General features: G+C 53.3%; 18 protein-coding genes. 7 read left to right on the forward strand and 11 right to left on the reverse strand.

The annotated features are described in order from the left end of the window. The first annotated feature begins 11 nt into the window (after positions 1-11). From recF to glyS, 4 genes are all read left to right on the forward strand, one after another. Entirely contained in the window at positions 12-1,112 is a 1,101-nt protein-coding gene (gene recF, locus JJU14_RS07290) for a DNA replication/repair protein RecF (protein WP_228612080.1), read from the forward strand. Continuing rightward, positions 1,099-3,513 (forward strand): DNA topoisomerase (ATP-hydrolyzing) subunit B, encoded by a 2,415-nt coding sequence (gene gyrB / locus JJU14_RS07295; RefSeq protein ID WP_228612082.1) that lies wholly within the window; start codon positions 1,099-1,101, stop codon positions 3,511-3,513. The genes recF and gyrB overlap by 14 nt, the downstream gene beginning before the upstream one ends. Before the next feature lie 83 nt (positions 3,514-3,596). After that, positions 3,597-4,517 (forward strand): glycine--tRNA ligase subunit alpha, encoded by a 921-nt coding sequence (gene glyQ / locus JJU14_RS07300; protein WP_228612084.1) that lies wholly within the window; start codon positions 3,597-3,599, stop codon positions 4,515-4,517. Continuing rightward, on the forward strand, positions 4,514-6,571 hold the full coding sequence (gene glyS, locus JJU14_RS07305; RefSeq protein WP_228612086.1) for a glycine--tRNA ligase subunit beta: 2,058 nt from the start codon (positions 4,514-4,516) through the stop codon (positions 6,569-6,571). The genes glyQ and glyS overlap by 4 nt, the downstream gene beginning before the upstream one ends. A 66-nt stretch (positions 6,572-6,637) precedes the next feature. Here glyS and JJU14_RS07310 read toward each other — a convergent pair whose 3' ends face one another. From JJU14_RS07310 to fadB, 7 genes are all read right to left on the reverse strand, one after another. Beyond that, positions 6,638-7,435 carry a response regulator gene (locus JJU14_RS07310; RefSeq protein WP_228612088.1) on the reverse strand — a complete coding sequence of 266 codons (798 nt, stop codon included), beginning with the start codon at positions 7,433-7,435 and terminating at the stop codon, positions 6,638-6,640. A 136-nt stretch (positions 7,436-7,571) separates the two neighbouring features. Beyond that, positions 7,572-9,137, reverse strand: a complete 1,566-nt coding sequence (locus JJU14_RS07315; RefSeq protein ID WP_228612090.1) for an amidohydrolase family protein — start codon at positions 9,135-9,137, stop codon at positions 7,572-7,574. Between the two features lie 108 nt (positions 9,138-9,245). Then, entirely contained in the window at positions 9,246-10,301 is a 1,056-nt protein-coding gene (locus tag JJU14_RS07320) for a GGDEF domain-containing protein (RefSeq protein ID WP_228612092.1), read from the reverse strand. Between the two features lie 65 nt (positions 10,302-10,366). After that, positions 10,367-10,792, reverse strand: coding sequence for a hypothetical protein (locus JJU14_RS07325; protein ID WP_228612094.1), 426 nt, complete (start codon positions 10,790-10,792; stop codon positions 10,367-10,369). Between the two features lies 1 nt (position 10,793). Continuing rightward, positions 10,794-11,039: a sulfurtransferase TusA gene (tusA, locus tag JJU14_RS07330; RefSeq protein WP_228612097.1), complete on the reverse strand. Its 246-nt coding sequence runs from the start codon at positions 11,037-11,039 to the stop codon at positions 10,794-10,796. A gap of 164 nt (positions 11,040-11,203) precedes the next feature. Then, positions 11,204-12,367: an acetyl-CoA C-acyltransferase FadA gene (gene fadA, locus JJU14_RS07335; RefSeq protein ID WP_228612098.1), complete on the reverse strand. Its 1,164-nt coding sequence runs from the start codon at positions 12,365-12,367 to the stop codon at positions 11,204-11,206. Between the two features lie 17 nt (positions 12,368-12,384). Next, positions 12,385-14,538, reverse strand: coding sequence for a fatty acid oxidation complex subunit alpha FadB (gene fadB, locus JJU14_RS07340; RefSeq protein ID WP_228612102.1), 2,154 nt, complete (start codon positions 14,536-14,538; stop codon positions 12,385-12,387). Positions 14,539-14,734: 196 nt separating this feature from the next. Here fadB and JJU14_RS07345 point away from each other — a divergent pair, with 196 nt between their 5' ends. The 3 genes from JJU14_RS07345 to JJU14_RS07355 are packed head-to-tail and all read left to right on the forward strand — an operon-like array spanning position 14,735 to position 19,556. After that, complete coding sequence (locus JJU14_RS07345; RefSeq protein ID WP_228612104.1) at positions 14,735-16,687, forward strand: transglycosylase SLT domain-containing protein; 1,953 nt, start codon at positions 14,735-14,737, stop codon at positions 16,685-16,687. Between the two features lie 53 nt (positions 16,688-16,740). Beyond that, complete coding sequence (gene pepQ / locus JJU14_RS07350) at positions 16,741-18,063, forward strand: Xaa-Pro dipeptidase (RefSeq protein ID WP_228612106.1); 1,323 nt, start codon at positions 16,741-16,743, stop codon at positions 18,061-18,063. A gap of 41 nt (positions 18,064-18,104) precedes the next feature. After that, on the forward strand, positions 18,105-19,556 hold the full coding sequence (locus JJU14_RS07355) for a TrkH family potassium uptake protein (RefSeq protein WP_228612108.1): 1,452 nt from the start codon (positions 18,105-18,107) through the stop codon (positions 19,554-19,556). Positions 19,557-19,567: 11 nt separating this feature from the next. On the opposite strand, the gene trkA is transcribed toward JJU14_RS07355, so the two are convergent. The 4 genes from trkA to def are packed head-to-tail and all read right to left on the reverse strand — an operon-like array spanning position 19,568 to position 23,744. Next, positions 19,568-20,944: a Trk system potassium transporter TrkA gene (gene trkA / locus JJU14_RS07360; protein ID WP_228612110.1), complete on the reverse strand. Its 1,377-nt coding sequence runs from the start codon at positions 20,942-20,944 to the stop codon at positions 19,568-19,570. Then, complete coding sequence (gene rsmB, locus JJU14_RS07365; protein WP_228612112.1) at positions 20,941-22,248, reverse strand: 16S rRNA (cytosine(967)-C(5))-methyltransferase RsmB; 1,308 nt, start codon at positions 22,246-22,248, stop codon at positions 20,941-20,943. Before rsmB ends, trkA begins: the two co-directional genes overlap by 4 nt. Then, complete coding sequence (fmt, locus tag JJU14_RS07370) at positions 22,238-23,215, reverse strand: methionyl-tRNA formyltransferase (RefSeq protein WP_228612114.1); 978 nt, start codon at positions 23,213-23,215, stop codon at positions 22,238-22,240. The genes rsmB and fmt overlap by 11 nt, the downstream gene beginning before the upstream one ends. A 13-nt stretch (positions 23,216-23,228) precedes the next feature. Then, positions 23,229-23,744 (reverse strand): peptide deformylase, encoded by a 516-nt coding sequence (gene def / locus JJU14_RS07375; protein ID WP_091342659.1) that lies wholly within the window; start codon positions 23,742-23,744, stop codon positions 23,229-23,231. Positions 23,745-23,812 lie beyond the last annotated feature (68 nt).

Here is a 23,812-nt window from a genome sequence, read left to right on the forward strand (position 1 = left end):
TTCGCACCGGCATGTCGCTTCAGCTGTTATCCGTCACCGATTTTCGTAATTTTGCCAGCCAGCAGTTTCAGCCCGCCGCCGGCTTTAATTTAATCTGCGGGGCCAACGGCAGCGGCAAAACCAGTTTGCTGGAGGCCATTTATTTTTTGGCCCATGGCCGCTCCTTCCGCACGGCCAGGCTGCAACGCATGATTCGCTTTGAGTCTGAGCTCAGCGTTGTGCATGCCAAAATCATGCAAGCCGGCCAGTTGAATGTAGTTGGTATGCAGCGCAGTAAGCAAGGGGAGCTGACGCTGCGGTTAAATGGCGAAACAGCAAAACGCTTGGCGGACATTGCCCACCTATTGCCGGTGCAATTGATTACTCCTGATAGCTTTCGTATTTTTTTTGGCGGGCCGAAAGAGCGACGGCATTTCTTTGATATGGGATTGTTTCACGTGGAACCTTCCTTTTATCAACACTGGCAAGTGTTCAGTAAAGCGAATAAGCAGCGCAATGCGTTGTTAAAGCAAGGAGCCACGGCAGAGCAGTTCCGCTACTGGGATAACTTTTTTTGCCAGAGTGCCGAGGCGATCACTTCACTGCGAGAAAACTACTTGCAGCAACTTAGTGATGAATTTCAGCGCTTGGTAGCCAGCCATGCGTTGCTTAGTCAAGTGCAACTGCAATTTTATCCTGGCTGGAATCAACAACACAGCCTGGCCGATTTGTTGCAGCAGAACCGGGCTACGGATGCCAAAATGGGCTTTACCCAAGCCGGGCCGCAAAAAGCAGATTTACGGATTAAAGTAGAGCAGCAGCCTGCAGAAGAAGTGTTATCACGTGGGCAGCTAAAGATGTTATTATTTGCACTTAAAATTGCTCAGAGCAATGTAATTGGCGCGGTTGCTAGTAAGCAACCAATCCTGTTGATCGATGATCTGGCTTCCGAGCTGGATGCGGACTCCATGCAGCAGGTGTTTCAATTACTTAAAACAATTAACTCACAGGTTTTTGTGACCGCAATTGAACCTGAACCAGTTCTGCAATTTATGCCGCAAGACAGTACAGCGGTGTTTCACGTGGAACATGGTACATTGACACTACGGACAGACGATTATGGCCGAACATGATTATGATTCATCGAGTATCAAAGTATTAAAAGGACTGGATGCAGTTCGTAAACGCCCGGGCATGTACATCGGTGACACCGATGACGGCTCAGGCTTGCATCACATGGTATTCGAGGTGGTGGACAACTCCATTGACGAAGCGCTGGCAGGGCATTGCAGCGATATCTGGGTCACTATCTACAGCGATAACTCGGTATCCGTGCGTGACAATGGTCGTGGCATTCCGACTGATATGCATGAAGAGGGCGTATCAGCCGCTGAAGTCATTATGACAGTCCTGCATGCCGGTGGTAAGTTCGACGACAACTCGTACAAAGTATCCGGTGGTTTGCACGGAGTAGGTGTATCGGTGGTGAATGCGCTATCCGATAAACTGGCGCTGACCATCCGTCGTAAAGGGCAGGTGTTTGAGCAAGAATACCACCTGGGTGTACCACAAGCTCCTTTAGCCGTTATTGGTGAAACTGAAGACAGTGGCACCGAAATTCGTTTCTGGCCAAGTCCTACCGTATTTACCGACATCAATTACCACTACGATATCCTGGCCAAGCGATTGCGTGAATTATCCTTCCTGAACTCAGGTGTCAGCATTATTCTGACCGATGAGCGCACCGACAAACGGGATCACTTCAAATACGAAGGTGGTATTCAGGCCTTTGTTGCTTATCTGAACCAGAATAAAACCGCCATTCACCCCAAAGTCTTCACCTTTACGCAAGAGCGGGAAGATGGTATTTCGGTTGAAGTGGCCATGCAGTGGAATGACAGCTACCAGGAAAATATTTTCTGCTTTACCAACAACATCCCACAGCGCGATGGTGGTACCCATTTAGCTGGCTTTCGCTCAGCTTTGACCCGGGTTCTGAATACCTACATTGATCAGGAAGGCTACGCCAAAAAAATGAAGGTGGCAGCTTCTGGCGATGATGCCCGTGAAGGCTTAACGGCTGTTATCAGTGTCAAGGTACCGGACCCGAAGTTCAGTTCGCAGACCAAAGACAAACTGGTGTCGTCGGAAGTCAAATCGGCTGTTGAAAGTGCTATGCACGAGCGCCTGAACGAGTACCTACTGGAAAGCCCGAACGATGCTAAAATCATCGTGACCAAAATTGTGGATGCTGCCCGAGCCCGTGAGGCTGCGCGTAAAGCGCGGGAAATGACGCGACGTAAAGGCGCTTTAGATATCGCTGGCTTACCCGGTAAGCTGGCCGATTGTCAGGAAAAAGATCCTGCTTTATCTGAACTGTACATCGTGGAGGGTGACTCGGCCGGTGGCTCCGCCAAACAAGGCCGTAACCGAAAGAATCAGGCCATTTTGCCACTGAAAGGTAAAATCCTGAACGTGGAAAAAGCCCGTTTCGATAAGATGCTTTCTTCGCAGGAAGTAGGCACACTCATCACAGCGCTTGGTTGTGGGATTGGCCGCGAAGAGTACAACCCGGATAAAATTCGTTACCACAGCATCATTCTGATGACGGATGCGGACGTCGACGGTTCACATATCCGCACCCTGTTGCTGACTTTCTTCTATCGGCAGATGCCGGAACTGATTGAAAAAGGCTATATCTACATTGCCCAACCGCCACTGTACAAGGTGAAAAAGGGCAAGCAGGAGCAATACCTGAAAGATGAAGCTGCCCGGATTGAGTACCTGACCACGCTGGCGTTGAATGAAGCCAGTTTGCATGTCAACGAGAATGCGCCTGGTATCGGTGGTGCTCAGCTGGAAACCTTAGTACGCCAATACCACAAAGTGATGGATACGCTGGATCGGCTGGCCCGAAAAATTCCCTATCTGTTACTGCATGAACTGATTTATGTGCCATCGCTTAGCGTTGAGCAGTGTAAAGATCATGATTTTGTCAGTGGTTGGGTGAAGAACCTGGTCGAGCAGCTGCAACAACTGGAAGGCAATGGCACCAGCTATGTACATCAGGTGCATGAAGACCGCGAGCGTCATTTGTTCTTGCCTAAAATCACCGTTCGTCAGCATGGTATCGAATACGACTATGTCCTGCACCACGACTTTATCAGCTCCAGAGATTACCTGAGCATTGCTGCACTTGGTAATGAAATCCGCGATCTGATGGAAGAGGGCGCGTACGTACGCCGTGGTGAGAAGACCAAGCCGGTGAGCAGCTTTAAAGAAGCGCTGGAGTGGCTGATGAGCGAGTCGAAAAAAGGGCTCTACATTCAGCGCTACAAAGGTCTGGGCGAAATGAACCCGGACCAGCTGTGGGAAACCACCATGGACCCGAATACCCGCCGCATGCTGCAGGTGACCATTGAAGATGCCATTGGTGCCGATCAGCTGTTCTCCACCCTGATGGGTGATCACGTTGAGCCGCGCCGGGCCTTTATTGAAGAGAATGCGTTGCGGGTCGCTAACCTGGACGTTTAAGCCCCCGGTAGCGATTGACGAAACGAACCCAAAAGGGGCCAGCATCTGCCTGCCCCTTTTTACATAGATGGAATACAAAACCCATGCAAAAGTATGACTTAAATACCTTTCAGGGCCTGATCCTGGCTTTACAGGACTACTGGGCACGCCAGGGCTGCGTTATCGTACAGCCGCTGGACTTGGAAGTGGGCGCAGGTACCTTTCACCCGATGACTTTTTTGCGCTCCCTGGGCCCTGAGCCGACAAATGTAGCTTACGTGCAGCCTTGTCGTCGGCCAACCGATGGCCGCTATGGCGAAAACCCAAACCGTTTACAGCATTACTATCAGTTTCAGGTGCTACTGAAACCTTCTCCGGACAATATCCAGGAGCTGTATCTGGGCTCTTTGCGTGAACTGGGCATCGATACCCTGGTGCATGATATCCGCTTTGTTGAAGACAACTGGGAGTCACCAACTTTAGGCGCCTGGGGGTTGGGCTGGGAAGTTTGGCTCAATGGCATGGAAGTCACGCAGTTTACCTATTTCCAGCAAGTTGGTGGCCTGGAGTGCAAACCGGTATCAGGCGAAATTACTTATGGTCTGGAGCGCCTGGCCATGTACATCCAGGGTGTGGATAGCATCTATGATCTGGTCTGGGCCGATGGCCCGCTTGGAAAAGTCAGTTATGGTGATGTGTTCCATCAAAATGAAGTAGAACAGTCGCGTTATAACTTCGAGCATGCCGACGTACCCGCCTTGTTTGCCTTATTTGATCAATGCGAAAAAGAAAGTCACTATTTAATCGAACAGGGCCTGCCATTACCAGCTTATGAGAAAGTGATGAAAGCATCACATGCCTTTAATATGCTGGATGCCCGCCATGCGATTTCGGTGACTGAGCGCCAGCGTTACATCCTACGGGTACGTACTCTGGCGAAAGCCTGTGCCGAAGCGTACTACGCCGCCCGCGAAGCGCTGGGCTTTCCTCTTTGTAAAACTTCAGCGCAGGAGGCATCGCAATGACGCAGGATTTTCTGGTAGAAATTGGTACCGAAGAGTTGCCACCGAAAGCGCTGAAAACATTAGCAACGGCTTTTGCCGACAACATTAAGGCCGAGCTTGCGTCACTGGAGCTAACGCATGGCGACGTTAGCTGGTACGCCGCACCACGCCGTTTGGCTGTTCGGGTCAATCAGCTGCAAGCCAAGCAAGCCGACAAGTTGGTGGAAAAGCGCGGGCCAGCGCTTAGTGCCGCTTTTGATGCCGATGGTAATCCCAGCAAGGCAGCTGCAGGCTGGGCCAGAGGCTTGGGTATTGATGTCTCTGAAGCAGAGCGACTGGAAACCGAGAAGGGCGCCTGGCTTTTGTTTAAGCAACAGCAAGCTGGTAGTGATACCCGACAACTGCTGGCCGATGTGGTGAAGATGGCGCTGCAGAAGCTACCCATTGCCAAGCCGATGCGCTGGGGTAACTCGGATGCCTTGTTTATCCGGCCGGTACACACCGTGGTGATGTTGTATGGTACTGAGGTGGTTCCTGCTACCATCTTGGGACGTGAGGCTGGCCGGCAAAGCTATGGCCACCGCTTCCATGCCCCGGACAAAGTCAGTTTTAACCATGCCGACGATTACCTGCCACAGCTCAAAGCGGCTTTCGTGGTGGCTGACTTTGCTGAGCGGCAGCAGCTGATTGCTGACGCAGTGGCCAGTACAGCCAAAGAACTTAAGGCCGTGCCTTTGCTGGACCAGGCCTTGCTGGATGAAATTACTGCTTTGGTGGAATGGCCCGAGTTGTTGGTTGGCAGTTTTGAGCAGCGCTTTTTGGCGGTGCCGGCTGAGCCATTGATCTCCACCATGAAAGACAACCAAAAATACATCCCACTGCAGGATGTTGATGGTAAATTATTGAATCAGTTTATTTTTATCAGCAATGTTCGCAGTAAGGATCCACAGCAAATCATTGAAGGCAATGAAAAAGTGGTACGGCCTCGTTTGGCCGATGCCGAGTTTTTCTTTGTCACCGATCAGAAAACCAAACTGGCGGATCGCCTGCCAAGTTTGGCTACGGTGTTGTTCCAGCAACAGCTGGGTACTCTGGCTGAAAAGTCAGATCGGATCAGTCAGCTAGCTGGTTGGATCGCAGGGCAGATTGACGCCGATGCGACCGCGGCCAGCCGGGCTGGCTTGTTGTCGAAAACCGATCTGATGACCAATATGGTGGGCGAGTTCCCGGAAGTGCAGGGTATTATGGGCATGCATTACGCCCGGCTGGATGGTGAAGACGAAGCCGTAGCGTTGGCTCTAAACGAGCAGTACATGCCGCGCTTTGCCGGTGACGACTTGCCAACCCAACTGGAAAGCTGTGCAGTAGCCATCGCCGATAAACTGGATACGCTGGTTGGTATTTTTGGCATTGGTCAGGCACCGAAAGGTGATAAAGATCCCTTTGCTTTGCGTCGGGCCGCAATAGGTGCTTTACGTATTTTGGTAGAAAAACAATTGCCGCTTGATTTGGTAGCCTTGATTGACGCCAGCAAACAGAGCTTTGGTAGCAAGCTTAGCAACACTCAGGTAGCAGAGGATGTGCTGGATTTTGTGCTGGGGCGCTTCCGTAGCTGGTATCAGGAGCAAGGCTATGCGGTGGATGTAATCCAGGCGGTGCTGGCTCGTCGGCCAACCACGCCAGCTGATTTTGATCGGAGGATCAAAGCCGTGGCAGCCTTTCGCGAGCTGGACGCTGCTGAAGCACTGGCGGCGGCTAATAAGCGGGTCGCCAATATTTTGGCTAAAGTCGAAGGTGACATCGCGGAAGTAGTGAAACCGGAGCTGTTGTCAGAAGCCGCAGAGCAGGCACTGTATCAGGCCATTGTCGCTGAACAGCAGTACCAGGCAACAGCACCATTCTACAGCGATGGGCTGGCCCATCTGGCTGCAATGCGCACGGCCATCGATAATTTCTTTGATCAGGTGATGGTCAATGCCGAGGATGCGGCCATTCGCGCTAACCGCCAGGCGCTGTTGAAGCAGCTGCGTGAACTGTTCTTGCAGGTAGCGGATATTTCGCTGTTGCAAAGCTAACAGCGCAGTACGATTTGAAAAAGCCAGCATCGATGCTGGCTTTTTTGTGACACGTTGCCAGCCGGCTTAGTCCTGACCCAGAATGCGATACAGCAACTCTTTCACCGCGGCTGGCTCAAAGGGCTTATCGCACAGGGCATTGATACCGCTTTGGGCGATATTGGCCAGATGGGCATCATTGGCTTCACTGGTGACCATCAGGATGGGGATGTGTGACAGGGTGCTGTGCTCGCGGATAAAGCGGGTAAGCTCCTCGCCATTGACTTCCGGCATATTGTAGTCGGTGACCACCAGATCAACTAACTGTTGTTGCATAAACTCCATCGCAGCCTTGCCATCGTCTGCTTCACTGATGTGCTGCATGCCAAGGTTTTGCAGCACCCGGCGAATATGATTGCGTGCCAGCCGGCTGTCATCAACAATAAGCACCCGCACATCATGCACATCGAATAAATCCAGTTCCAGCTCAGAAGGACTGATGTAATCGATGGCGGCATTAAGCGCTTTTCCAAGCTGCTCGGCATCAAAGGGCTTGGGCAAAATCGCAATCACACCGGATTGCTTGAAGGCTTCTAACTGTTCTTTACGAGTTTCACTGGAGACCAGTAAAAACGGTATATCAGCGGTGGCAGGCTCAGTTTTTAGCTGCTGCAGCAGCTCCAGCGCAGTGCCATCGGCAAAATGCAGCGCGCTGGCAATGGCGTCCGGCCTGTGCTGGCGGATAGCCGTAATGGCTTGTTGCAAACTGGCCGCTTCCGCCACCTGATGCACGTCTTCTGCTTTAAGTTTTTGCCGGATAATCTTGCGCTGCACATCCGAAGGCTCGGCCAGCAAAATATCAAGGTCCTGAGTTGAAAGCTGCATACTGATTCCTACTGCAAAATTTTATTCTGGCACAACCTTTAAAGAGTATAAAGCCATTAAGTTCTGACCGAAATAGTTAGGGCATTGAGCAGCCCCAAAGAGGTGGGGCTGTTTACAGGCAGGAAAAGAGATGGTGCTATGGCTTTGCTTCGGCTGCTTTGGCCTGCTCCACCATGACACGTACATCGGCCAGCAGGCGCTGGGCATCATACACAATGCCATCTTTGATGGTATAACGAACACCTTTCGTTCGCATCGGTTGGTTTTTGTCATCCAACCGATAATGACCAGTACCATACAGCACTTTAAAATTAGCCAACGGGTTTTCTGCCACAATCAGCAAATCGGCCTTTTTACCGGGAACCACACTGCCAATCTCATCTTCCATGCCAAGGGCAATGGCGCCGTTTAAGGTAGCTGACTGAATCACTTCCAGCGCATTAAAACCAGCCTCGCGCAGCAGCTCCAGTTCCTGCACAAAAGCAAAACCATAGATTTTGTAGATGTAACCGGCATCTGAACCAACCGTGACCCGGCCGCCATGATTTTTAAAGTCATTTAAAAACTGCATCCAGATCCGGTAGTTTTCGCGCCAGCTGATTTCATGATCGGTGGTCCAGTCAAACCAGTAAGAACCATGGGCATAGCGACTGGGGGTAAAAAAACGCTCCAAGGTGGGCAGGGTATAGTGCTGATGCCACTCGGCATTACGCTGCGCTGCGGCATCGCGGCTGGCTTCATAGATGGTAAGGGTGGGGTTGATGGTAAAGTCCAGCGCAATCAGTTCATCCCGTACGGCATTCCATTTATCGGAGCCAGGCTCTGCGGCCTGGCGCCAGAGCTCTCCGGCGGCGCCAAAGCGATCCTGCTCGTTCTGATAGTTGTAATGGGCGGGGTAATGCTGAATCACCTGACGGGTAAATAAGGCTTCCGGCAAGCCATACCAGTGCTCCATCGAGTTCAGGCCCATACGGGCGCTGTCCAGCACATTGGTACGCATCACATTCAGCTGAGCATGATGCATCATGGTACCAAGTCCCTGCTGTTGTGCCTCATCCAGCGCGGCGGAGATAATGGTTGGGGTAGCACCAAAAAACTTGATGCCAGCGGCACCGGCCTGTTTGAGCTGCCGTACCCACTGTCTGGCTTGTTCGGCATTGCCTATTGGGCGGCTCAGGCCCTGTCCAAAGCCGACATAAGGAATAATGCGTGGCGCTACAATGCTGTTTGCTTCGGCTGCTTTGACGTGGCGTAAGGTCCACTCCAGGCCATTAAAGCTGCCGGGTTCACGCACTGTAGTAATGCCATGGGCCAACCAAAGTTTGAACACATACTCAGCGGGGATCCCCTGGGCTGAACCACCGATATGGGCATGCATATCAATAAAGCCAGGCAGGATGTACATACCACTGACATCCATCTCCTTATCACCAGCTGCAGCCTTTGGCCGGCGGTTTTCCAGGATGGGCACGTCCGGGTACCCGACAATGGCGACCTGAACAATGCGGTCTTGTTCAATGACGATATCGACCGGGCCAACCGGTGGCGCACCCTCGCCGCTGATCAAGGTACCACCGCGTAAAATCAGCCGTGAATATGGGCCATCACCTTGATCGCGCTCCGGCGCGGAGGGGGTTCGTTCAGTAGCGTGGAGTGGGTATAACAGGCTGGCGAGTAATACGCCAAGGAGTAAAGTTCGCATAGGGGCCTCGTGTTTTCTTTTCAGTGTGGCAACAGCATACGGGCAAAGCCAGCAGCAGGCCATGAACACCCTGTATTTTGCGATATGGTCGTTTTCAGATGCCGCGTACTAACCACAGACCTGATTACGGCCCAAATGTTTGGCCTGGTAGAGTTGCTGATCGGCCAGTTTCACTGCCTCGTTAAATTGCTCGGCCTGGTTGCATTCGGCAACGCCGAAGCTGGCAGTGACCTTATAGTCTTTATCACTGGTAACCCAGCGCTGCTGGGCGAATTGCTGGCGGATTTTTTCCGCGACATTGCGGGCATCTGTGGCGCTGGTGTGGGGCAGGATCAGTAAAAACTCTTCACCGCCAATACGGCAGGCAATGTCTTGTTGGCGAAGGTTTTGCTGAAATAAATTGGCGACGCCTTTCAGCACTTCATCCCCAACATCGTGTCCGTATTGATCGTTCAGCTGCTTAAAGTGATCGATATCACACATAATAACTGCCAGCGGAAAGAACTCATTACTTTGCTGCGCCAGAGCCGGCAGTAGGCTGGAATCCAGAAAGCGGCGGTTGGCCAGTCCGGTAAGTGCATCGGTATTGGCCTGTAGCTCTTTGCTCTGCTGCAGCAGCTCCATTGCTTGATGGCTGCGTTCCCTGTAATGGTCGTTAATCCAGCAGACAATGATGACGATCAATAACGAGGCCAGAAAACGGCTGGCTTCAGCCTCTTTGTATTCAGCCAGGATCAACTCGGGGATAAACAACATCACGGCCAGGATCATTACCAGTGCAGCGTTGCTGATCAGGGCGTGGCGCACACCCAGCAAACCAAACAGAATGGCCGGAAATGGAAACACCCAGTACAAGGCGGTGTTTTGATGCCCCCCCTGATAGACCAGGCTAAGCACAAAAGCACCCACCAGCAGCGCCTCTATGGTACAGGCGCGCTGCAATTTTTGGGTTGCCTGGTAGATAAGAACGTTCAGCAGAAAGCAGGAACCGGTGATAAATAAAATCAGCGGTAACAGCCATTGCTCGGCGTGCAGATTTTTATAGCCATAGACAAACATGACGGCACTGGTGATGTAACTGACGAAAGCAAGAATATGATGCCGTCGGCGGGCATCAATATGCTGGGATTGCTGGCTGCGCTGCTGATTCAGGCCTGGCGTCAAATGAGCATCCTACTTGCAAACAGATGCTTAGATGCTAGCACAAAAAAGCAGCGCTTGTCGGAGGCTTAGTTTCTAAGCTGATACTCAACCTGAACATCGGGCAGCTCTGTGCTAAACCACTGCTGCAATGGCTCGAGCTGCTCTAAAGGGAAGCGGTAAAATAAAGGACCATGATAATTCAGGGTGATTTGCAGGTAGCCGTATTTTTTATCGCATTTAAGCTGAATCTTTACCGCCTCTGGGCTGGCCGCCTGCTCCATACCAACGCGGAGCTTGCCATCCTTGTCGATGGAAAGGAGTGCCTGGACATCGCGGATGTCAGTCCATTCCGACGTGTTGCGTTGAAAGTAAAAGGCTGTCAATCCTTCCACAATGGCGAAGATCAACAGCAGCAACACCACATAGTAGCCCTGCCAAAAAATAAGCAGCAGGATACCCAGAGAGAGCAGCGCTTGAGTGGTCCGGGAATTTTTGATGTAGGGCCAAAGCATATTAAGTTCCTTTTTTTACGAGATACCGATAAGGCAACTCCGTGGTATCGCTGGCCAGCAACTGATGATCCATAAAGCGGCAGAAACTGGGGATATCCCGTGTCGTTGCCGGATCATCGGCAATGATCAGCAGGGTTTCACCCACTGCCATTTTGCGGATGGCCAGCCGGATCATCATCACCGGCTCCGGGCAACGCAGGCCCAGTGCATCCAGCGTCTGGCTGGCATTTTCAAATAGTTGTTGCATCAGTACTCCACAGTGCTCACTTCAGTAAATAGGGTGTTTCTGCTGCGTTTCAACCCTAAGCGTGCAGCCTTTTCTCGCTGCAAAGGTTCGGGCGTTATCGGGAGCATAAAAAAGGGCCCTGTATAGGGCCCTTATTCTAAGTGATTGTGTTGGTTGCTGCCAGCTTACGGCCGCTCAAACACGGTGGCAATGCCCTGACCTAAGCCAATGCACATGGTCGCCAGGCCGAATTTACCGCCTTTATCTTCCATCACATTCAGCAAGGTGGTGCTGATGCGTGAGCCCGAGCAGCCGAGTGGATGGCCAAGCGCAATGGCGCCACCGTTCAGGTTGACTTTCTGCTCGGCCACTTCCAGCAGGCCCAAATCCTTCATCACCGGCAATGCCTGAGCGGCAAAAGCTTCGTTTAACTCGGCGTAGTCGATGTCGCTGATGCTGATACCAGCCATTTTCAGCGCTTTTTTCGACGCTGGCACCGGGCCATACCCCATAATGGATGGATCGCAGCCAGCCACACCCATACCGCGGACATAGGCACGAATGGGCAAGCCCAGCGCTTTGGCTTTGTCTTCACTCATCACCAGCATGCCTGAGGCACCGTCCGACAAGGCAGACGAACTGCCGGCAGTGACTGTGCCATTGGCAGGATCAAACACCGGCCGCAGCTGGCTTAAGCCTTCGACCGTGGTTTCCGGCCGGATCACTTCATCGGTATCGAACACCCGCAAAGCGCCATCGGCATCGTGGCCCTCGGTTGGGATGATTTCGTTTTTAAAGCGGCCCTGCACCGTGGCCTCATGCGCCAGCCGGTGTGAGCGGGCGGCAAACTCGTCTTGTTGCTGGCGGCTGATGCCATGCATCTTGCCCAGCAGTTCGGCGGTAAGGCCCATCATACCAGCGGCTTTGGCGACCGAAGTTGCCAGGCCTGGGTGGAAATCGACACCATGGTTCATCGGCACATGGCCCATATGCTCCACCCCGCCAATCAGGTAGACGTCACCCATGCCGGTCTGAATGGATTTGACCGCATCGTGCAGCGCCTGCATCGAAGAGCCACACAGGCGGTTAATGGTTGCAGCTGGTACCGAGTGCGGGATACCGGCCAGTAAGGCGGCATTGCGCGCTACGTTAAAGCCTTGTTCCAGGGTTTGCTGTACGCAACCCCAGATGATGTCGTCCACCTCACTGGCGTCCAGCTGGGGGTTACGGGCCAGCAAGGAAGCCATCACATGCGCTGATAACGACTCGGCGCGGATATTGCGGTAGATGCCATTCTTAGAACGCCCCATCGGGGTTCGGATGCAATCAACAATTACGGCGTTTTTCATCTGCTTTACTCCTGCGCTTAGACCGGAAAGAAACGCTGGCCATCGGCGGCCATGGCGCGGGTTTTGTCGGTAACCTGGTAAATCTCACCCAGGTGGGCGTATTTATCGGCCAGGGACACAAAGTTGGCTAGGCCAATGGTATCGACGTAGCGTAACGGACCACCGCGGAAGGGCGGGAAGCCCAGGCCGTAAATCAGGCCCATATCGGCTTCAGCCGCGCTGCCAACGATGCCTTCTTCCAGACAGCGAATAGTTTCATTGATCATCGGTACCATGGTGCGGGCAATGATTTCTTCGGCGCTAAACTCGGTCGCGCTATGGCAAATACCGGCCAGCAGCTCGCGGCTGGCGTCATCCACGGCTTTCTTTGGCTTGCCTTTGGCATCTTTGCTGTAGGCATAAAAACCAAAGCCGTTTTTCTGACCATAGCGGTTGGCCTGGTACATGGCTGCCACCGGATCATTGTCCAGCTTGGCCATGCGGGTTGGGAAACCTGCCGCCATCACATCGGTACAGTGGAAAGCGGTATCTAAGCCGACCACATCCAGCAAATAAGCCGGACCCATCGGCCAGCCGAACTGCTTTTCCATCACCTTATCAATCTGGGTGAAGTCGGCACCATCCAGCACCAGTTTGCTGAAGCCAGCGAAGTAAGGGAACAGCACCCGGTTGACAAAAAAGCCAGGGCAGTCGTTGACCACAATCGGGGACTTGCCCATTTTAGCGGCATAGGCCACCACAGCCGCTACGGTTTCTTCCGAGGTGTCTTTACCACGGATCACTTCGACCAATGGCATCCGGTGCACCGGGTTGAAGAAGTGCATGCCACAGAAGTTTTGCGGGCGGCTTAGATTTTCTGCCAGTGAGTTGATGGAAATGGTCGAGGTATTGGAGGTTAAAATGGCATCCTCGCTGAGTAAGGCTTCGGTTTCTTTTAACACGGCGCCTTTGATTTTCGGGTTTTCCACCACGGCTTCCACCACGATATCAACGTCTTTCACGCTGTCGTAGCTGAGCGATGGGGTAATGCTGGCAATCACTTTGGCCATACCGACTGCATCCAGCCGACCGCGCTCAACTTGCTTGGCCAGTAGCTTGGTGGCTTCGCCCATACCGAGCTCCAGCGCTTGCTGACTGATGTCTTTCATCACCGCCGGCACGCCTTTGCTGGCAGACTGGTAGGCAATGCCGCCACCCATAATGCCGGCACCCAGCACCGCCGCTTTATGCACCGCTTTACTGGCAGTTTTGGCCGCTTTTTTCGCTTTGCTCTTAATCAGCTGGTCGTTCAGAAAGAGGCCAATTTGCGCGATCGCTGCATCGGTCTTCGCCAGTTTGGCAAAGCCCTGATTTTCCAGCGCCATAGCGCCAGCCCGATCCAGCCCAGCAGCGGCTTCAATGGTTTGTACGGCCACCATGGGCGCCGGGTAATGCTTGCCAGCGGTGGCGAACACCATACCTTTGGCAGTCGTGAAGCTCATAGTGGCTTCGGTTTTATTCAGTTTCAGTGGTTGCAGCTTGGCCGAACGCTTCTTCCGCCAGTCCAGATTGCCGGCAATGGCATCCTGCAACATCGACAGGGCCACTGTCTCCAGTTTGTCCGGAGTGGTCACTGCATCAATCAGGCCTTCCTGCTGCGCTTTGGCCGCATTGCGATCTTTGCCGGTGGTGATCCACTCCATGGCGTTATCGGCACCAATAATACGTGGCAAGCGGACCGTGCCACCGAAACCAGGCATCAGGCCCAGTTTTACTTCCGGCAGACCAATTTTGGTGCTGCTGTCACCGACCCGGTAATCACAGGCTAGGGTCCATTCACAGCCACCGCCTAAGGCGAAACCGCCAACAGCAACCACCGTTGGAACTGGCAGATCTTCGCAGAGATCAAAAACATCGGAAGCTTGTTTAATCCAGGGGATGAGTTCTTGTTCGTCACGCTGGAAGATAGGCAAGAACTCGGTGATATCGGCGCCTACGATAAAGTTGTCTTTGCCGCTGGTGAAAAGCACGCCAGTTACCGATTTATCTTGCTGCAGCTGTTCCAAAGCAGCCTTGCAATCTGCTAAGGTTTGTTGGTCGAACTTGTTGACGGAGCCTTCAGCATTGAAGGTAAACTTGGCAATGCCGTCGACGAGTTTTTCGACGGTAATGCGTGGACTTTGATACATCATGCATGGTCTCCCTTTAAGTCAGGTCATGTTGCGTACGGTCACGCGCTAACTGGTACGATGAGATAGCGTTATGTTCAGTGTGTCGTGGATGCCTGAAAAATTCAACTATTTTTTAAACAGGTGTTTGATTTTTGCCAGATCCATCGATGTTAGCACGACAATGCAACTAACTATAGGCAGGAAATGGATTGAAAGCATGCTAAAGCGTTCGATAAAACAGCGGGCAGGATGGTGGATGGCACTCAGTGCCTGGCTGGTGTTGCCGGCAGGGCTTTTTGCTGGCGAACCCGTGGACGAAGACGCCTTATTGCTTAGCCAGCAACGCGAGCAATTTCTGCATGCGGAGCTGCGGATTGGCTCAACCAACCGAGCCCAAGCCGAAGCATGGCTTGAGCAACTGGCCGACTACCCTTTGCAACCCTATCTGGAGCAACGCTGGCTGGAAGGACGCTTATCGGCCAGCGATGCCATAGAGCGTTTTTTAACCCGCTATCAGGGTACGCCAATGGACTGGCCCTTACGCAAACGTTGGCTGCTGTATCTGGCGCAGCGCCGCTCAGCCGAATTATTTTTAGCCAATTACCGCCCCACCCAGGATGCCGAGCTGCATTGCCATGCGCTGCGTTTTCGGCTGGAAAAAGAAGCGCCAGCACAGATTTGGCCAGAGGTGCGTGAACTCTGGACGGTAGGGGTATCGCAGCCAAGAGCTTGTGATCCTCTATTCGCCCGTTGGCGTGATGCCGGTCAGATGACGCCGGAGGTGATCTGGCAGCGGGTAGGCAAGGTAGCCGATGGTGGTCAGGCCAATTTATTGCCCTATTTGCGTGGTTTGCTGCCTGCGCGTGATCAGTATTTGGTGGATTTATGGATCCGGGCCAGGCGCAACCCTGTTGTGGTGGCGCAGAGTAACTTTTTTCCACGCCGCGACCCGCGTGAGCGCGAGGTGCTGGCCTATGGGCTGCGCCGCTTGATCTGGCGTAATCCGGATCAGGCCCTGAGTACCTGGCAGCGCTTTGCTGAGGACCCGCACTTTACGGAGGCTCAGCGCCAGATGGTGATCCGTGCTTTTGCTGTGGCTTTGGCCAGCCGCGGCGATGAACGGGCCGATGCCTGGATGGTGCAGGTACCGGTTGAACATATGGACGATACACTGGCACATTGGCGCATTGCCCATGTGTTAAAGCAGCAGGACTGGCCCAGAGTGCAGCAGCTGATAGAAAGCATGCCACATGAGCTGCAGCAAGGTGCGGCCTGGCAATACTGGCTGGCGCGGGCGCTGGAACAACAGGGCAAGCAAACTGCTGCCGATGTGCTATGGCGTGAGCTGGCACAGCGGCGCAATTATTATGGCTTTATGGCGGCATCGCGCTTAGGGTTGCCGCCCAGCTTATCGCATCGGCCGGTGCCTGTGACCGACGGAGAAGTGGCCGAGCTGGGTGGGCATCCCTCTGTACGGCGGGCGCAGGAGTGGCTGGCGCTGGGTCGGATGACGGAGGCCCGGCGCGAGTGGAACCATTTGCAGCGTACGGCCGATGAGCAAACCAAGTTGGCTTCTGCTCGCCTAGCAGCACAGATGCATTGGTACGAGCGGTCGATTTTTTCATTAGCTGATGTTGGTTTTTGGGATGATATAGAATTGCGCTTTCCACTGGCTTTCAAAGAGGAAATGGCAGAGTTTGCCGGCAAAGCCGAGGTGGATCCCGCCTGGGCCATGGCGATTACCCGGCGTGAAAGCTCCTTTATGGTGGATGCTAATTCGCCAGTTGGGGCCCGTGGTCTGATGCAGATTATGCCGGATACCGCCAATTACATCGCCCGCCAGCCGGTGCAGCTGGGCCAGTTGTACAACCCCATCACCAATATCGACTATGGCACCAACTATCTGAATTACCTGATGCGCCGTAACGATGGCAACCTGCTGATTGCGACTGCATCTTACAATGCCGGCTATGGCCGGGTACGGCAGTGGATCCCGAAAGATGAAGCCATCCCGGCCGATATCTGGATTGAAACCATTCCGTTTCGGGAAACCCGCGAATACGTCAAAGCCGTGATGGCGTATTACCAGATTTACAACATCCGCATGGATCAGCCGGTGGATGTGTTTGCGCCTCTGGTGGGGATGCGGATTGGGCAGGGCCAGGATTGATGCTATCATGAGGCATCGTATTCTCGTCGCTACAACACAGGAAGAAGGATGCTATGACGGTGATTGATCCTGCAAGCTATGCCAGCCATATTCAGGTTCTGCAACAACGAACCCGCCAGTTACTGGAGCGGGAAAACCTGGACGGCATGGTGATTCACTCCGGCCAGACCAAGCGCAAATTCCTTGATGACATGGATTATCCTTTTAAAGCCAACCCACACTTTAAGGCTTGGCTACCGGTAGTGGATAACCCGCATTGCTGGTTGCAGGTGGATGGCGTCAATAAACCGAAACTGATTTTTTACCGGCCAAAAGATTTCTGGCACAAGGTGCCGGATGTTCCGGGCGACTTTTGGGCCGAGCATTTTGATATTCAACTTTTGGAAAAGGCTAACCAGGTAGAGCAGTTACTGCCCTATGACAAAGGACGCTTGGCTTACCTTGGTGAATACCTGGAAGTGGCTCAGGCGCTTGGTTTTAGCGAAATCAACCCGGAGCCGGTGCTGAATTTCCTGCATTACCACCGGGCTTACAAAACCGAGTATGAATTGCAGTGCTTGCGCCAGGCCAATTGCATGGCGGTGGCTGGCCACAGGGCCGCTAAAGCCGCGTTTTACGCCGGTGGCAGTGAGTTTGATATTCAGTTGGCCTACCTGGCTGCCGTCGGGCAGACCGAGAACGAGGTGCCTTATGGCAACATCGTTGCCTTGAATCAAAACTGCGCTATTTTGCACTACACCGCGTTGGAACGGAAAAAGCCAACACACCACCATAGTTTTCTGATCGATGCCGGTGCCGAGTTTCACGGCTATGCTGCCGATATTACCCGCACCTACAGCTTTGATAGCGGCCACGAGTTTGCTGAGCTGATCGAGCGGGTGGATGCCATTACGCTGCAGATGGTCGATGGCCTGAAACCGGGCATCAAATACACTGAGTTGCACCTGCAAACGCACCGGTTGATTGCCGAAGTGCTGGCAGACTTTGATTTTGTCCGGCTGGATGCTGAAGCTATGGTGGAGCAACAAATTACCCGGGCCTTTTTCCCGCATGGTTTGGGCCATCATCTTGGCTTGCAAGTACACGATGTCGGTGGCTTTATGCTGGATGAGCGTGGTACCCATTTGCCGCCACCAGAGCAACATCCGTTTTTGCGCTGCACCCGTTTGATCGAGCCATCTATGGTCTACACCATTGAACCTGGTCTGTACTTTATCGACTCCTTACTGGATGAACTGCCTGATGCGCAGAAAAAACTGCTAAACTGGGATAAAATTCAGGCATTTAAGCCTTTTGGTGGCATCCGGATCGAAGACAATGTCATCGTACACCGGGAGCGCAATGAAAATATGACCAGAGAGCTGCAGCTGGATTAACCAGCGAGCAGCCGTCTGGCGCAGGGCCAGTTCGGGGAACTATGCAATATCGCTCCATTATCCGCATTCTGGGGTTACTGGTCGCTGTGTTCAGCGTCAGCATGCTGCCGCCGGCATTGGTATCGCTCTGGTATCAAGATGGCGCTGGCGTGCCTTTCCTGCTGTCCTTTGTCATTTGTGTCACGGCTGGCTTGCTAATTTGGTACCCCAACCGCAGTTATCAGCGCGATTTGAAAGTTCGTGATGGCTTTTTGATCGTGGTGATGTTCTGGCTGGTGCTCGGCGCCGTTGGTACCTTGCCGCTTTATTTATCGCCGGAAACCGGCATGAACCTGGCCGATGCTACTTTTGAGGCTTTCTCAGGTCTCACCACCACAGGGGCCACCGTACTGACTGGCATTGAAACCCTGCCGAAAGCCATTTTGTTTTATCGCCAGCAACTGCAATGGTTGGGCGGTATGGGGATCATCGTTTTGGCGGTGGCTATTCTGCCGATGCTGGGCGTTGGGGGCATGCAGCTGTACAAAGCGGAAACCCCCGGCCCGGTGAAAGACAACAAAGTTACACCGCGCATTGCCGATACCGCCAAGCACCTGTGGTTGATTTATGTGGTACTTACCGTTAGCTGTGCGTTGGCCTATCGCCTGGCAGGCATGGGTTGGTTTGATGCGGTGGGGCATTCGTTTTCTACCGTTGCTATCGGTGGTTTTTCTACCTACGATGCCAGCATTGGTCACTTCAACAGCAGTACTATCAATATCATCTGTGTGGTGTTTTTGTTGCTAAGTGCGCTGAACTACCCGCTGCATTTTGCCGCCATGCGCGGCAAAAATATTTTGACCTACTGGCGTGATCCCGAGCTTAGAGCCTTTTTGTTTATTCAGGGCTCTTTGGTGCTGCTGATATTTATTGGTCTCTTGCGCAGCCAGGTGTACGACAGCACCTGGGAAGCTTTTGATCATGGTTTATTTCAGGCGGTTTCTATTTCAACTACAGCAGGCTTTGCCACAGATGGTTTTGCCTATTGGCCCTTGTATCTGCCGATTCTGTTGATTTTCTCCAGTTTTATTGGTGGCTGCGCCGGTTCGACCGGGGGCGGCATGAAGGTGGTGCGCGTGTTATTGCTGTTCTTGCAAGGCAAGCGGGAGCTGAACCGGCTGGTGCATCCGCGCGCCATCTATAGCATTAAGCTGGGGCGTCGCGCGGTGCCAGATCGGGTGGTGGAGGCGGTCTGGGGCTTTTTTGCCGCTTACGCGCTAGTGTTTGTGATTATTATGCTGCTGCTGATTATGACCGGGCTGGACAATATGACGGCTTTTTCAGCCACGGCCGCTTGCCTGAATAACCTGGGGCCTGGCCTTGGCGATGTGGCGTCACACTTTGGTGATATCCCGGATGTGAGCAAGTACTTGTTGGTGATCGCAATGGTATTTGGCCGGTTGGAGATTTTCACCTTGCTGGTGCTCTTTACGCCGGCCTTCTGGAAAAACTAACCGGGGGGGCGCTAAATAAAGATGGCGCTAACCTGGAACAGTTTTTCCACTTCACTGATGTGCTTTTTATCCACCAGAAACAGGATGATGTGATCGTCGGTCTGAATGCGGATATGATCGTGGGCAATAATCACCTCATCGCCCCGCACAATAGCCCCTATGGTGGCGCCCGGCGGTAGTTTAATATCGCCAATAGCGCGGCCAACCACCTTGGAAGTGGTTTCATCGCCATGGGCAATGGCCTCAATGGCTTCGGCCGCACCGCGGCGCAGTGAGTGGACATTGACGATATCGCCACGGCGAATATGGGTTAGCAGCGCCGAAATAGTGGCCTGCTGCGGGGATACCGCAATATCGACTTCACCACCTTGCAGCAAATCGACATAAGCGCCGCGTTTAATCAGCACGATGGTTTTCTGGGCACCCATCCGTTTGGCCAGCATGGCCGACATAATATTGGCTTCGTCATCATTGGTGACAGCAATAAAGACATCGATTTGCTCGATGTTCTCTTCTTCTAGTAACTCGGGATCGGAGATATCGCCGACATAGACTAGCGTGTTGTCCAGCACGCCGGACAGAAATTCGGCCCGCTCTTTGCTGCGCTCAATCAGTTTGACGCTGTAATGGTTCTCCAGCGCTCGTGCCAGGCCATAGCCCACATTGCCGCCGCCGGCAATCATGATGCGGCGGTAGCTGCTTTCCAGCTTTTGCAGCTCGCTCATCACCACCCGGATATGCTTGGTGGCTGCCACGAAAAACACTTCGTCATCGGCTTCAATGACCGTGGTCCCCAATGGTTTGATCGAGGTGCCACGGCGATAAATGGCGGCAACCCGGGCATCAATATTGGGCATATGCACTCTCAGAGTCGATAGCGCGTGCCCAACCAGCATGCCACCATAATAGGCCCGTAAGCCAACCAGACTGACTTTACCCTGAGCAAATTCCACCACCTGCAGGGCGCCGGGGTAATCAATCAGCCGGCGGATGTAGTCGGTGACCAGAGTTTCCGGGGCAATAAAGTGATCGACCGGCATGTCTTCGCGGCGAAATAGTTGATCGCGGTATTTCAGGTATTGATTGCTACGAATGCGGGCAATTTTAAGCGGGGTATGAAAAATACTGTACGCGACCTGACAAGCGACGATATTGACTTCATCGCTGCTGGTAACGGCCACCAGCATATCGGCATCTTCGGCGCCGGCTTTTTTCAAAATGTCGGGGTGAGCACCATAGCCATGGATCACCTGCAAGTCGAAACGATCCTGCAATAACCGCAGTTTCTCCATATTGGTGTCGACTACGGTGATTTCATTCATTTCCCCAACCAGATTTTCTGCCAGGGTACCGCCGACCTGTCCTGCGCCAAGAATGATGATTTTCATGAAGTTTGTTCTGCCTCAAGCCGTTTCATCACTTTAGCATAGAAAAAGCCATCCATCTGCTGCTGGCCGGGTAGGATTTGCCAGCTATTGGCGCTATCGTTTATCGGCAGTAGCTCGGCATCCGGGGTCTGCTGTAAAAAGTGCTGCATTTGCTGTTGATTCTCGGCGCTGAACACGCTGCAGGTTGCATAAAGCAAGATGCCACCTGGTTTGAGAAGGGGCCAGAGCTGCTGGAGCATACGCGCCTGGATCCCGGTCAAAGCGGCAATATCGGATGCTTTACGCAGCCAGCGTATGTCCGGGTGGCGGCGAATCACGCCACTAGCCGAGCAGGGGGCATCCAGCAGGATGCGGTCAAAGCTTTCGCCATCCCACCATTGGTGCGGCTCGCTGGCATCGGCAGCCCGTACCTCTGCCTGATGCTGCAAACGTGCCAGGTTAGCGTGCACCCGCTCAAGACGGCTGGCATCGACATCCAGCGCCAGCACCCGGGCTTGAGGAGCCAACTCCAAAAGGTGACTGGTTTTACCGCCAGGCGCACAACAAGCATCCAGAATGCGTTGACCATTGGCTGGCTGAAGTAAATGTGCCGCGTATTGAGCAGCGCCATCCTGCACGGCAAACCAGCCTTGCTGATAGCCGGGCAGGCTGGTGATATCGCGGGCGTGTTCCAGCAAAATGGCTTCCGGCACATCGGCCAGAGGCTGTTGCCAGCCAATATCTTCCGCGCTAAGGGCGGCGGTAAAGTCGGTGACGGCGATCTGCTGTTGATTGACCCTGAGCCAAAGCGGCGCTTTTTGCTGGTTCGCCAGTAAGATGTCCTGCCATTGCTCCGGGTAGTCCTGCTGCAACTGCTGCACCAACCAGCCAGGATGGCTAAAGCGAATGGCCGGGGGCTGCTGATCAAATTGCAATAACTCCGGCCGCCGCTGCACTGAGCGCAGCACGCCGTTAATCAGACCGGTCATGGATTTGCCTTTTAGCTCCCGGGCACCATCGACGGTTTCGCTGATGGCGGCATGATCCGGAATTCGGAGCCAGTGCAGCTGATAAATCCCGACATAGAGTAAAAACTGCAGGGGCCGGAGCTTTTTCACCAGCGGCTTATCCATCAGCTGACGACAGACATGATCCAACTGAGCCAGATGACGCAGCACACCGAAGCAGATCTCCTGTAGCAGCGCCTGATCTTTGCTGTCTGGCAATTGTTGCTGCGCTTTGGGCAGTACTTCGGATAACGAGCGCCCCTGATCGACGACCTGGTAACAGGATTGCGCTGCCAGCGCGCGCAGATTAACCGGCATTGTTTGCTTGACTAGTGCTGGCTTGGATCAGACTGCCGACCTGAAACCAGTCGGCGCGGCCATTCAGAAAGTCGGCGATGGCCATGGGTTTCTTGCCGGCAGGCTGCAGCTTGGTGATTACCAGCACATCTTCGGCAGTGGCAATCTTAAGACCCTGGCGGTTCAGTGCTAGGATCTGGCCAGGTGGTGCTTGCTCAACCGTTGGCTCTATCTGTGCCGCCAGCACCTTGATGCGGTGGGCACCATGTGCCAGCATACTGATAGGCCAGGGGTTAAATGCACGAATTTCCCGTTCCAGCTGAGCTGCAGTTTTGTCAAAATCCAGTTCGGCTTCGTCTTTGCTGAGTTTCGCTGCATAGCAAGCCTGGCGCTCATCCTGCACTTCAGCTTTTTGTTGCAAGGCGGGTAAGTCATCCAGAGCGCTTAGCAGGGCTTGTGGGCCAAGCTCTGCTAATTTTCCATACAGGCTGGCGCTGGTATCCTGATCACTGATGGCACAAGCCACTTTGCTCAGCATGGCGCCGGTATCCAACCCCTTATCCATTTGCATAATGGTAATGCCGGTTTGATGATCGCCGGCCCAGATAGCGCGTTGAATAGGCGCAGCACCGCGCCAGCGTGGCAGCAAAGAGCCGTGCACATTGATGCAACCAAGACGGGGCGTATCCAGCACAGCTTGAGGCAGTAACAGGCCATAGGCCACCACCACCATAACATCAGCATTCAGCTCTGCCAGTTGTTGCTGTGCCGCCGGATCTTTGAAGTTGGCTGGTTGAAAGACCGGTATTTGGTGCTGCTGTGCCAGTTGTTTGACCGGGCTGGCCGTAAGTTGCTGGCCGCGACCAGCTGGGCGGTCTGGTTGGGTATAAGCCGCCAGGATTTGGTGATCGCTGTCAAGCAATGCTTTCAGGTGCTCGGCAGCAAAGTCGGGGGTGCCGGCAAAAACTATTCGCAGTGGGGCAGTCACAATCTATCCTGTGTTAGAGGGCGTGGCGGGCAGCCAGCCGGGCTTCTTTTTCCAGCTTTTTGCGGATCCGATCCCGTTTTAACGGCGACAGGTAATCAATAAAAAGTTTGCCCATTAAATGATCCAGTTCGTGCTGGATACAAATAGCCAATAAACCATCGGCTTGCAGCTCGAACCAGTCACCATTGGCATGTTGCGCCTTAACGGTAACTTCCGCCGCACGCTCTACTTTGGCGTAACTATTCGGTACAGACAGACAGCCTTCTTCGTAGGTGGTATCGCCACCTTTGCTGATAATTTCCGGGTTAATCAGCACCAAAGGATCATCCCGCTGCTCTGAGACATCAATCACCACCACCCGGACGTGACGATCAACTTGCGTTGCCGCCAATCCGATGCCATTCTCATCATACATGGTTTCCAGCATGTCGTTGACAAGCTGCTGAATTTCAGGAGTAATCTCTGCAACCGGCTTGGCGACGGTTCGCAGTCTGTCGTCGGGAAAATGCAACACTCGTAGTACGCTCATAGGCTCCACAAATACTATGCTTAAAGGAAATAACTGTGCTAAGGTCTAATTTTAGCCATTAATGTGCG

The sequence above is a fragment of the Alkalimonas sp. genome (genome assembly GCF_020831925.1).
GTDB lineage: Bacteria > Pseudomonadota > Gammaproteobacteria > Enterobacterales > Alteromonadaceae > Alkalimonas.

What these genes read in the sequence shown, in the direction of transcription:
- recF (WP_228612080.1), top strand. Translation starts at nt 12, where the DNA reads ATGTCGCTTCAGCTGTTATCCGTCACCGATTTTCGTAATTTTGCCAGC.
- gyrB (WP_228612082.1), top strand. Translation starts at nt 1,099, where the DNA reads ATGGCCGAACATGATTATGATTCATCGAGTATCAAAGTATTAAAAGGA.
- glyQ (WP_228612084.1), top strand. Translation starts at nt 3,597, where the DNA reads ATGCAAAAGTATGACTTAAATACCTTTCAGGGCCTGATCCTGGCTTTA.
- glyS (WP_228612086.1), top strand. Translation starts at nt 4,514, where the DNA reads ATGACGCAGGATTTTCTGGTAGAAATTGGTACCGAAGAGTTGCCACCG.
- JJU14_RS07310 (WP_228612088.1), bottom strand. Translation starts at nt 7,435, where the DNA reads ATGCAGCTTTCAACTCAGGACCTTGATATTTTGCTGGCCGAGCCTTCG.
- JJU14_RS07315 (WP_228612090.1), bottom strand. Translation starts at nt 9,137, where the DNA reads ATGCGAACTTTACTCCTTGGCGTATTACTCGCCAGCCTGTTATACCCA.
- JJU14_RS07325 (WP_228612094.1), bottom strand. Translation starts at nt 10,792, where the DNA reads ATGCTTTGGCCCTACATCAAAAATTCCCGGACCACTCAAGCGCTGCTC.
- tusA (WP_228612097.1), bottom strand. Translation starts at nt 11,039, where the DNA reads ATGCAACAACTATTTGAAAATGCCAGCCAGACGCTGGATGCACTGGGC.
- fadA (WP_228612098.1), bottom strand. Translation starts at nt 12,367, where the DNA reads ATGAAAAACGCCGTAATTGTTGATTGCATCCGAACCCCGATGGGGCGT.
- fadB (WP_228612102.1), bottom strand. Translation starts at nt 14,538, where the DNA reads ATGATGTATCAAAGTCCACGCATTACCGTCGAAAAACTCGTCGACGGC.
- JJU14_RS07345 (WP_228612104.1), top strand. Translation starts at nt 14,735, where the DNA reads ATGCTAAAGCGTTCGATAAAACAGCGGGCAGGATGGTGGATGGCACTC.
- pepQ (WP_228612106.1), top strand. Translation starts at nt 16,741, where the DNA reads ATGACGGTGATTGATCCTGCAAGCTATGCCAGCCATATTCAGGTTCTG.
- JJU14_RS07355 (WP_228612108.1), top strand. Translation starts at nt 18,105, where the DNA reads ATGCAATATCGCTCCATTATCCGCATTCTGGGGTTACTGGTCGCTGTG.
- trkA (WP_228612110.1), bottom strand. Translation starts at nt 20,944, where the DNA reads ATGAAAATCATCATTCTTGGCGCAGGACAGGTCGGCGGTACCCTGGCA.
- rsmB (WP_228612112.1), bottom strand. Translation starts at nt 22,248, where the DNA reads ATGCCGGTTAATCTGCGCGCGCTGGCAGCGCAATCCTGTTACCAGGTC.
- def (WP_091342659.1), bottom strand. Translation starts at nt 23,744, where the DNA reads ATGAGCGTACTACGAGTGTTGCATTTTCCCGACGACAGACTGCGAACC.